The 396-nt window shown below is 43.9% G+C and carries 1 pseudogene; it reads left to right on the top strand.

Annotated features, from left to right (window positions below):
- Positions 1-69: 69 nt before the first annotated feature.
- A pseudogene (locus WKT11_RS19885) lies at positions 70-396 on the top strand (RNA-guided endonuclease TnpB family protein); the annotation flags it as partial.

The following is a 396-nucleotide window of genomic DNA, read 5'->3' as shown; positions in this document are numbered from 1 at the left end:
AGCTGCAGTCGTTTTCTCTATAACCGGATGCTTGCGGATAAGATCCGTCATTATCAGAAAGAAAAAAAGATGCTGAAAAATACGCCGGCCGGATATAAAAAAGAATATCCATGGCTGAAAGAGGTGGATTCTCTTGCGCTAGCGAATGTACAGTTAAATCTGGAAGGGGCTTTCCGGAAATTTTTCCGGGAACCGGGAGTGGGATTTCCGCATTATAAATCAAAAAAACATTCGCGGAAATCCTATACAACGAATATGGTAAATGGGAATATCTGTCTGCAGGATAGGTTCCTGAAACTGCCAAAGATGCAGCCGGTAAAAATAAAACTCCACCGTATGATCCCGGAGGGATGGAAGCTGAAATCAGTGACTGTGAGCAGGGAACCGTCCGGAAAA

The organism is Blautia sp. HCN-1074 (genome assembly GCF_037890165.1).
GTDB lineage: Bacteria > Bacillota > Clostridia > Lachnospirales > Lachnospiraceae > Blautia_A.
Note: the sequence above shows the minus strand (reverse complement) of the source record. Positions and strands in the feature narration are given on the sequence as shown.